The following is a 9,617-nucleotide window of genomic DNA, read 5'->3' on the forward strand; positions in this document are numbered from 1 at the left end:
TGCCGCAGGCTGCGATCTTTTGATCTTGTTTTTTTTAAAATCAACATCAAAAGATCGCAGCCTGCGGCAGCTCCTACAGGGGATCGGTGAGTTACGGGCAAAAAAAAGCCCGATCTCGCTAATGCGTTCAATCGGGCTACAGCACTCAGGAGCAACAAGTGCAAAGGGAGGTTCGATGCGCGTAGAGCCTTGAAGGGGTTGCGCCAGGTCACTTAAACAATCGGCGATTATCTGGCGATTAACATATCAAGCGACCTGGGACAGCTTGGCGTTGGCCTGATTGAGGCCCTTCTCCTGGAAGTCGCCACCGAGGTTCATGCCTTCGGCGTGAATGAACGTCACGTCGTTGATGCCGATGAAGCCCATGACCTGACGCAGGTACGGTTCTTGATGGTCCGCCGGGCCGCCGGCGTAGATGCCGCCGCGAGCCGTCAGCACGTAGGCACGTTTGCCGCTGAGCAGGCCTTGCGGGCCGGTTTCGGTGTACTTGAAGGTCACGCCGGCACGCAGCACGTGGTCGAGCCAGGCCTTGAGGGTGCTCGGGATGGCGAAGTTGTACATCGGCGCGGCCATCACCAGTACGTCGGCGGCGAGCAGTTCATCAGTCAGTGCGTTGGAGCGGTCCAGCGACGCTTGTTCGCTGTCGTTGCGCTGATCGGCAGGTTTCATCCAGCCGCCCAGCAGGTTGCTGTCCAGGTGTGGCACCGGATTCACGGCGAGGTCACGCACGGTGATCTGATCGGCAGGGTGTGCAGCTTTCCACTGACTGATGAACGTCTGGGTCAGTTGACGGGATACCGAGTCTTGCTGGCGGGCACTGCTTTCGATGATCAGAACGCGGGACATGGTGTGTAGCCTCCATCCGAGAATGTTGTAAGTCGATGGAGTGAAGGTTAAACAGAGTTGAATCGATGAAAAAGCGCAAATAATTGCTATAACACATCGATAAATTCGTTTATAAGCTGACGCATACCCCTGTAGGTCTTCGCCTGCTCGCGATAGCGGTGTGTCAGTTAACACAGATGTATATGACACACCGCTATCGCGAGCAGGCGAAGGCCTACAAGGGATCGGTGTTATTTCGGGGTGCAGGTCAGTTTGATGCGCAGCTTGATGATCTCGCGGGTGAACTTGGCAGTGGCGTTTTTATGCTTGCCCGCGGCCACTTCGATGTTGCGGGTGCGCGGCGCCTCGGGACCATTGCTGAAAACGGCCTTGCACACTGCATCGACATCACCGTAGTTGGCCACCCGGATGGAGCCGATGTCGTTATCCGTGTCGAAGGTTTCGTAGTCGATCTTGAGACCGTTGAGATCCTTCTGCACATCGATCGGATAAGCAAAAGCAGTCAACGGCAGCAGCGCCAGCACCACACAACAGAATTTTTTCATTCGGCAGTCTCCATGAGGGACGGCCAGCTTAGGACAAGAGGAGCTATTGATGAAAGCGCCCCGCGTGACCCTGGATCAATGGCGAACATTGCAGGCCGTGGTCGACCACGGCGGATTCGCCCAAGCCGCCGAGGCCCTGCACCGTTCGCAATCGTCGGTGAGCTACACCGTCGCGCGCATGCAGGACCAGCTCGGCGTGCCGCTGTTGCGCATCGACGGGCGTAAAGCCGTGCTCACCGAGGCCGGCGGAGTATTGCTGCGCCGCTCGCGGCAATTGGTGAAACAGGCCAGTCAGTTGGAGGACCTTGCTCATCACATGGAGCAAGGCTGGGAAGCTGAGGTGCGGCTGGTGGTCGATGCCGCCTACCCGAGCGCGCGGATCGTGCGCGCGTTGACCGCGTTCATGCCGCAGAGTCGTGGTTGCCGCGTACGTCTGCGTGAGGAAGTATTGTCGGGCGTCGAGGAAGTATTGCTCGAAGGCGTCGCCGATCTGGCCATCACCGGCCTGAGCATTCCCGGCCACCTCGGTGCGGAATTGAGCGACGTCGAGTTCATTGCCGTCGCCCACCCCGATCACCCGCTGCATCGGCTCAATCGCGAACTGAGCTTTCAGGATCTGGAAACCCAGATGCAAGTGGTCATCCGCGACTCCGGCCGCCAGCAACCCCGGGATGTCGGCTGGCTCGGCGCCGAACAGCGCTGGACGGTCGGCAGCCTCGCCACTGCCGCAACCTTTGTCAGCAGCGGTCTGGGTTTTGCCTGGTTGCCCCGGCACATGATCGAGCGGGAATTGAAAGATGGCTCGCTCAAGCTGCTACCGTTGGACAGGGGCGGCACTCGCAACTCCAGCTTCTACCTGTATTCGAACAAGGACAAACCCTTGGGCCCGGCCACGCAAATCCTCATCGAACTGCTGCGCACCTTCGATACGTTACCTCTGGATGCGCCGTACGCCGCCCCCGAACAAGCCTGACACGGAGTTCACCGATGGCCTATTTCGAGCACGAAGGTTGCAACCTGCACTACGAGGAATACGGCCACGGCACGCCGTTGCTGCTGGTTCACGGGCTCGGTTCGAGCACGCTGGACTGGGAACTGCAGATCCCGGCGCTCGCCGCGCATTACCGGGTGATCGTCCCCGATGTGCGCGGCCACGGGCGCTCGGACAAGCCCCGTGAGCGCTACAGCATCGCCGGTTTCAGCGCCGATCTGCTCGCACTCATCGAGCATCTGAGCCTTGGCCCGGTGCATTACGTCGGCCTGTCGATGGGCGGCATGATCGGCTTTCAGTTCGGCGTCGATCATCCGCAAATGCTCAAGAGCCTGACCATCGTCAACAGCGCGCCGGAAGTCAAATTGCGCAGCCGCGACGATTACTGGCAGTGGTTCAAGCGCTGGAGCCTGATGCGCGTGCTGAGCCTCGCCACGATCGGCAAGGCCCTTGGCGGCAAACTTTTCCCCAAACCCGAGCAGGCTGATTTGCGGCAGAAGATGTCCGAGCGCTGGGCAAAAAACGACAAACGTGCTTATCTCGCCAGCTTTGATGCGATTGTGGGCTGGGGCGTTCAGGAACGACTTTCCCGAGTGACCTGTCCAACCCTCATCGTCAGCGCCGACCGTGACTACACACCCGTCGCGCTGAAAGAAACCTATGTAAAACTGCTGCCCGATGCGCGGCTGGTAGTGATCGCCGATTCGCGCCACGCCACCCCGCTCGATCAACCCGAACGCTTCAATCAAACGCTGCTGGCGTTTCTCGCCACAGCCGACCTTCAATCTCAGGATCACTGACCCATGCTGAAAAAACTCGCCCTCGCCGCTGGTACCGTGCTGTTTGCCGCCAACCTGATGGCCGCGACTCCCGCCAAAGCGCCGCACGTGCTGCTCGACACCACCAACGGCCAGATCGAAATCGAACTGGATCCGGTCAAGGCGCCGATCAGTACCAAAAACTTTCTCGACTACGTCAACAGCGGCTTCTACACCAATACCATTTTCCACCGCGTGATCCCGGGCTTCATGGCTCAGGGCGGCGGTTTCACCCCGCAGATGCAACAGAAAGACACCAAGGCGCCGATCAAGAACGAAGCCAGCAACGGCCTGCACAACGTTCGCGGCACCTTGTCGATGGCACGCACCTCCAACCCTGACTCGGCCACCAGCCAGTTCTTCATCAACGTGAAGGACAACGACTTCCTCGACCCGGGCCGTGACGCCGGTTACGCGGTGTTCGCCAAAGTGGTCAAGGGCATGGACGTGGTCGACATCATCGTCAACTCGCCAACCACCACCAAAAGCGGCATGCAAAACGTGCCTTCCGACCCTGTGATCATCAAGTCGGCCAAAGTCATCGACTAAGCTGTACAGGGCGAATCGAGCGGCGTGAATTCAACCTCACGCCGCTCACACCGATAAAAGGAGAGCCCGGATTCCGGGCGGTTATCTGATGCTCTATCGCCGTTTTGAACAACTGATCGACATATTCCGCGACGCCCCGACAGCATCCCCTCCCGATCGCGTCTGGCCCTTCTATACCTATTACCTCAAACAAGTCTGGCCGAGTTTTGCCGCCCTGCTCGTCGTTGGCCTGTTCGCCGCGCTGATCGAAGTGGCGCTGTTCAGTTACCTGAGCCGCATCATCGACCTGGCCCAGGGCACGCCCAACCCGAATTTTTTCCACGACCATGCCTTCGAACTGACGTGGATGGTGGTGGTGGCGCTGGTGCTGCGGCCGATTTTCTTCGGCTTGCACGACCTGCTGGTGCATCAGACCCTGAGCCCCGGCATGACCAGCATGATCCGCTGGCAGAACCACCGCTATGTGCTCAAACAGAGCCTGAATTTCTTCCAGAACGACTTCGCCGGGCGCATCGCCCAGCGCATCATGCAGACCGGTAACTCGCTGCGTGACTCGGCGGTGCAAGCAGTGGATGCGCTGTGGCACGTAGTGATCTACGCGATCAGCGCGCTGGTGCTATTCGCCGAGGCCGACTGGCGCCTGATGATCCCGCTGCTGACGTGGATCGTCGCCTATATCGGCGCGCTCTACTACTTTGTGCCACGGGTCAAACAACGCTCGGTGGAAGCCTCCGACGCGCGCTCGAAACTGATGGGGCGCATTGTCGATGGCTACACCAACATCGCCACGCTGAAGCTGTTCGCCCACACCAATTTCGAACAGCACTACGCCAAGGAAGCCATCGAAGAGCAGACCGTCAAAGCGCAAATGGCCGGTCGTGTGGTCACCAGCATGGACGTGGCGATCACCACCATGAACGGCCTGCTGATCGTCGGCACCACCGCGTTGGCCCTGTGGTTGTGGACGCAGTCATTGATCACTGTCGGGGCGATTGCTCTGGCGACCGGCCTGGTGATTCGCATCGTCAACATGTCCGGCTGGATCATGTGGGTGGTCACCGGCATTTTCGAAAACATCGGCATGGTGCAGGACGGTTTGCAGACCATTTCGCAACCGGTCAGCGTCACCGATAAGGATCACGCCAAACCGCTGGAAGTGACCCGTGGCGAAGTGCGTTTCGAGCACGTGGATTTTCACTACGGCAAGAAGCGCGGGATCATCGGCGACCTGAACCTGAACATCAAAGCGGGGGAAAAAATCGGTTTGATCGGGCCGTCCGGCGCCGGCAAATCGACCTTGGTCAACCTGCTGCTGCGTCTGTATGACGTCGAGGGCGGGCGCATTCTGATCGACGGGCAGAACATTGCCGACGTCGGCCAGGAAAGCCTGCGCGCACGCATCGGCATGATCACTCAGGACACCTCGCTGCTGCACCGTTCGATCCGCGATAACTTGCTGTACGGCAAACCGGATGCGACCGACGCCGAACTCTGGGACGCAGTGCACAAGGCCCGCGCTGACGAGTTTATTCCGCTGCTGTCGGACGCCGAGGGCCGCACCGGTTTTGACGCGCATGTCGGTGAGCGCGGGGTGAAGTTGTCCGGTGGTCAGCGGCAACGTATCGCCATCGCTCGGGTGCTGCTCAAGGATGCGCCGATCCTGATCATGGACGAAGCGACCTCGGCGCTGGATTCGGAAGTCGAAGCGGCGATTCAGGAAAGCCTGGAAACGCTGATGCAGGGCAAAACCGTGATCGCGATTGCCCACCGACTCTCGACGATTGCGCGGATGGATCGGCTGGTGGTGCTGGAAAACGGCAAGATCGCCGAGAGCGGCACTCACGCCGAACTGCTCGCCCATCGCGGCCTGTATGCACGGCTGTGGGCGCACCAGACCGGTGGGTTTGTCGGGATCGATTGATCCCTCCAAGATCGTTCCCACGCTCTGCGTGGGAACGATCAAAACCATAAGATCAAAAGATCGCAGCCTGCGGCAGCTCCTACATTGGAATGCGTTCCTCTGTAGGAGCTGCCGCAGGCTGCGATCTTTGCTTTTTGTCGCCGCTGGAAATCCGTTAAAACCCTGCTGTACTCAGCCAAGGTTCCGGAATGGGAGCCTGTCGTAAGTCTGCACGGACGCACAAATCGATGCAGTCTCGATAGCAAAGCTATCAAGGACTCTTCTCATGTCTCTGTTCAAACGTTCAGTTACTGAGTTGCTGGGTACGTTCTGGTTGGTGTTGGGTGGTTGTGGCAGTGCGGTGATCGCCGCGTCTTCGCCACTGGGAATCGGGGTGCTGGGGGTGGCCCTGGCGTTTGGTCTGACGGTGTTGACCATGGCGTTCGCCATCGGCCACATCAGCGGCTGTCATCTCAACCCGGCCGTGTCGGTCGGGCTGTTTGTCGGCGGTCGGTTCCCGGCCAAGGAGTTGCCGGCCTACATCATCGCGCAAGTGCTCGGCGCGATCCTCGCGGCAGCGCTGATCGCGCACATCGCCAGCGGCAAGGAAGGCTTTGACATTGCTGCCGGCCTGGCATCCAACGGTTACGGCGAGCACTCCCCCGGCAAATACTCGATGGCGGCGGGGTTTGTCACTGAACTGGTGATGACCGCAATGTTTGTGATCATCATCCTCGGCGCGACCGATAGACGCGCTCCGCCAGGGCTGGCGCCGATCGCTATCGGCCTGGGCCTGACCCTGATCCACCTGATCTCCATCCCCGTCACCAACACTTCGGTCAACCCGGCACGCAGCACCGGGCCAGCACTGATCGTCGGTGGCTGGGCGCTGGCGCAGTTGTGGATGTTCTGGGTCGCGCCGCTGATTGGCGCGGTGCTGGGTGGCGGCATCTACCGCTGGCTGGGCAAAGAACAAACCTGAGCCAAACACAATTCCCACGTAGGAGCTGCCGAAGGCTGCGATCTTTTGATCTTGCCTTTTAAAAACCAGGATCAAAAGATCGCAGCCTTCGGCAGCTCCTACATGGGATTTAGGTTTGGCGGTAGGGCAAGGCTGTTCGGGCTTCTTCGGCGTAGGCGAGAACGCCGGCGCGCTCTTGCTGGAGGAAGTCTTCGACCGCTGCTTTCAAGCCCGGATGGCGCAGGTAATGCCACGAGTGGGTGATCACCGGTTCGAAACCACGAATCAGTTTGTGTTCACCCTGAGCGCCCGCATCGAATCGCTGATAACCCTGGGCAATCGCATACTCCATGCCCTGATAAAAACACGTCTCGAAATGCAACCGGTCAAACTCAGCCAGGCATCCCCAATATCGCCCGTAGAAACTGTCGCCGCCAACCAGGCTGAACGCCATCGCCACCGGCCGTGAACCCTGTTTGGCCAGCACCACGCGAATCGCTTCGGGCATGCGCTCGGCCAACAAACTGAAGAACTCCCGCGTCAGGTATGGCGTTTGTCGGCGCACCGCGTAAGTGTTGGCGTAACAGGCATAGACGAAATCCCACTGCGCCTCGTCCAGCTCGCGTCCCTCCAGCCACTCGAACTCGAATCCCTGCCCCGCCACTTGCTCGCGCTCCTTGCGCATCTGCTTGCGCTTGCGCGAGCTGAGCACGTCGAGAAAATCCTGAAAGTCGCGGTAACCACGATTCTGCCAGTGGTACTGACAACCGATGCGCTGCAGCCAGCCCGGTTGTTCGGCCATCGCCGCATCGGTGAACGGGTCGGTGAAGTTGATGTGCGCGCCGGAAAGCCCTTCGATTTCCAGATAGCCCGGAAGGCTTTTCAGCAGCTCGAAACCGTCTTCGACATTGGCTGCCAACAAACGCGGGCCGCTGACCGGACTGAACGGCACAGCGGTCAACAATTTGGGGTAGTAATCGATGCCGGCACGGGCGCAGGCGTCGGCCCAGCCGTGATCGAACACGTACTCGCCATAGGAATGCCATTTGCGATAGCTGGGCAGTGCGGCAATCAGTCGTTCGCCCTCGATGTGCAGCAAATGCTCCGGTTGCCACCCGGTGTGCGGGCCAACGCTGCCACTGTCTTCCAGCGCGCTGAGGAAGGCATGGCGCAGAAACGGCTGATTGTCCGGTACCAGTGCGTCCCATGTCGCCGGGGCGATTTCTGACAGGTTTTGCAGGCATTGCAACGGCATCGAGGAGCTCTCCACAACAGGACTTCAGCGCCCGGCGAGTATCGCTGATTGTGCGGCATTGCACACCCGCATTCGGCCGACAGCGCTCTAGATCAATAGTTCACGGCCGTTGCACATCGTCATCAAGCTGCCATCACTGTGCCACTGCGCTGTCATAAACCATCGCGATACTGGCGCCTGTTTTTAGAGCGCCGGGTTCTACCCGGACACTGTTTTCCGACGCTAAAACCGTCGGTTGTGCCCAGGATGGTTCAGCCATCCCCTCTCATCTTCGGAGATTGCTATGCGTCTTGCTTCCACGAAAACTGCGGCGGCCCTGTGCGGTGGCCTGTTACTGGCCATGAGCGTTCCGGCCAGTGCTGCAGTCGACGCCAAACTGCTCGACATGCTCAAGGCTAACGGTTCGATTTCCCAGGCGCAGTACGTTGAACTGCAAACTGAACTGGCCAAGGATCAGAAGGCTCAGCAAATCGCGCAACAGGCGCAGCAAGAGACCAACGAACAAGTTGCGGCGGTCGCGAAGAAAAGCAACGAACAAAGTGCCTTCGACCAGAAACTGGCCTGGGCCGCGAAGACCCAGTTCAAGGGCGATGTGCGTATCCGTCAGGAAACCATCAAGATCGACGGCGAACCGAACAACGGCGGCCGCGACAAGGATCGTCAGCGCATCCGTGCCCGTCTCGGCGCCTACACCGAGATCAACCCGCAAGTCGACACCGGCATCCGTATCGCCACCGGCGGCGGCGACGACGCTCGTTCGACCAACCAGGACCAGGACAACTACTTCGACAAGAAGCAGATCTGGCTCGACCTGGGCTACATCGACTACCACCCCGATCAGATCAAGAACCTGCACATTATCGGCGGCAAGATGCTGCAACCGTGGGTCAGCATGGGCGACGTCATCTGGGACAGCGACATCAACCCGGAAGGTCTGGCTGTCACCTACAAATATCCACTGGGCAGCAGCGCCGAACTGTTCGGTAGCCTGGGTAACTACAACCTCAAAGACAACGTCGACGGCGATGGCGTGCAGTTCCGCCACGACCTGCGTTTGACCGCTGGCCAGTTGGGTAGCCGCTTCAATATCACTGACAATCTGAAAATGACCCTGGGCGGCAGCGTCTACGCCTACCAGAACGACGAAGACAGCCGCTGCACCGGGACTTCCACACCGTGCGCCCTGGCCGTCAACGGCAACTCGGCCAACAACGAATTCCGTCTGTATGAAGGCTTCAGCCAGCTCGACATCGGCGGCCTGCCAATGCCACTGTCGTTCTACGGTCAGTACGTGAAGAACAACGATGCGGTGACCGATCAGGACACGGCCTGGTTGCTCGGTGCCAAGTCGAAAGTGTTCGGTCTGAACCTCGACTACAACTATCGTGACGTGCAGCGCAACGCCGTGGTCGGTGCCTTCACCGACTCCGACTTTGCCAACGGCACCACCGGTTCCCGTGGTCACAAGTTCAAGGTCGGTTACGACATCGACAAGAACTTTGCCATCGGCGCCACGTACTTCCTGACCAAGGCCGACTTCGCCAGCCGTACCCAGCGTGACGCGGACGCCAACACTCTGCAGCTGGACGCGGAAGCCAAGTTCTAAAACGCTTCACCCTATAGCCCGGTGCGGGCGGGACGATCCCCATCATCCGTTCGTTTCACCCGCACCGTGCTATTCCCCCTGTAGGAGCTGCCGAAGGCTGCGATCTTTTGATCTTTAAAAACAAGATCAAAAGATCGCAGCCTTCG

At 59.5% G+C, this 9,617-nt stretch carries 10 protein-coding genes; 7 read left to right on the forward strand and 3 right to left on the reverse strand.

Annotated features, from left to right (window positions below; all coding sequences use genetic code 11):
- Window positions 1-193 (forward strand): hypothetical protein (locus EJA70_RS30915; protein ID WP_218574204.1); only part of this gene is annotated, 193 nt, incomplete at its 5' end.
- Window positions 194-246: 53 nt separating this feature from the next.
- Here the strand turns inward: EJA70_RS30915 and EJA70_RS05495 are convergent.
- Both EJA70_RS05495 and EJA70_RS05500 read right to left on the reverse strand, forming a co-directional pair.
- Window positions 247-846, reverse strand: a complete 600-nt coding sequence (locus EJA70_RS05495; RefSeq protein ID WP_008086431.1) for an FMN-dependent NADH-azoreductase — start codon at window positions 844-846, stop codon at window positions 247-249.
- 230 nt (window positions 847-1,076) lie between these two features.
- Complete coding sequence (locus tag EJA70_RS05500; RefSeq protein ID WP_008086430.1) at window positions 1,077-1,391, reverse strand: hypothetical protein; 315 nt, start codon at window positions 1,389-1,391, stop codon at window positions 1,077-1,079.
- A 49-nt stretch (window positions 1,392-1,440) separates the two neighbouring features.
- On the opposite strand from EJA70_RS05500, the gene EJA70_RS05505 reads away from it, so the two are divergent.
- From EJA70_RS05505 to aqpZ, 5 genes are all read left to right on the forward strand, one after another.
- A complete protein-coding gene (locus EJA70_RS05505; protein ID WP_008086429.1) occupies window positions 1,441-2,364 on the forward strand; it encodes a LysR family transcriptional regulator in 924 nt (307 codons plus the stop codon).
- 14 nt (window positions 2,365-2,378) lie between these two features.
- Window positions 2,379-3,182 carry an alpha/beta fold hydrolase gene (locus tag EJA70_RS05510; RefSeq protein ID WP_158830079.1) on the forward strand — a complete coding sequence of 268 codons (804 nt, stop codon included), beginning with the start codon at window positions 2,379-2,381 and terminating at the stop codon, window positions 3,180-3,182.
- Window positions 3,183-3,185: 3 nt separating this feature from the next.
- Window positions 3,186-3,749: a peptidylprolyl isomerase A gene (locus tag EJA70_RS05515; RefSeq protein ID WP_008086426.1), complete on the forward strand. Its 564-nt coding sequence runs from the start codon at window positions 3,186-3,188 to the stop codon at window positions 3,747-3,749.
- Window positions 3,750-3,837: 88 nt separating this feature from the next.
- Window positions 3,838-5,670 (forward strand): ABC transporter ATP-binding protein, encoded by a 1,833-nt coding sequence (locus EJA70_RS05520; protein ID WP_158830080.1) that lies wholly within the window; start codon window positions 3,838-3,840, stop codon window positions 5,668-5,670.
- A gap of 265 nt (window positions 5,671-5,935) precedes the next feature.
- A complete protein-coding gene (gene aqpZ / locus EJA70_RS05525) occupies window positions 5,936-6,631 on the forward strand; it encodes an aquaporin Z (protein ID WP_158830081.1) in 696 nt (231 codons plus the stop codon).
- Window positions 6,632-6,740: 109 nt separating this feature from the next.
- On the opposite strand, the gene EJA70_RS05530 is transcribed toward aqpZ, so the two are convergent.
- A complete protein-coding gene (locus tag EJA70_RS05530; protein ID WP_158830082.1) occupies window positions 6,741-7,865 on the reverse strand; it encodes a GNAT family N-acetyltransferase in 1,125 nt (374 codons plus the stop codon).
- Window positions 7,866-8,148: 283 nt separating this feature from the next.
- On the opposite strand from EJA70_RS05530, the gene EJA70_RS05535 reads away from it, so the two are divergent.
- Complete coding sequence (locus tag EJA70_RS05535) at window positions 8,149-9,471, forward strand: putative porin (RefSeq protein WP_008086417.1); 1,323 nt, start codon at window positions 8,149-8,151, stop codon at window positions 9,469-9,471.
- Window positions 9,472-9,617 lie beyond the last annotated feature (146 nt).

Origin of the sequence: Pseudomonas sp. PB103, assembly GCF_009764635.1 — a bacterium.
GTDB lineage: Bacteria > Pseudomonadota > Gammaproteobacteria > Pseudomonadales > Pseudomonadaceae > Aquipseudomonas.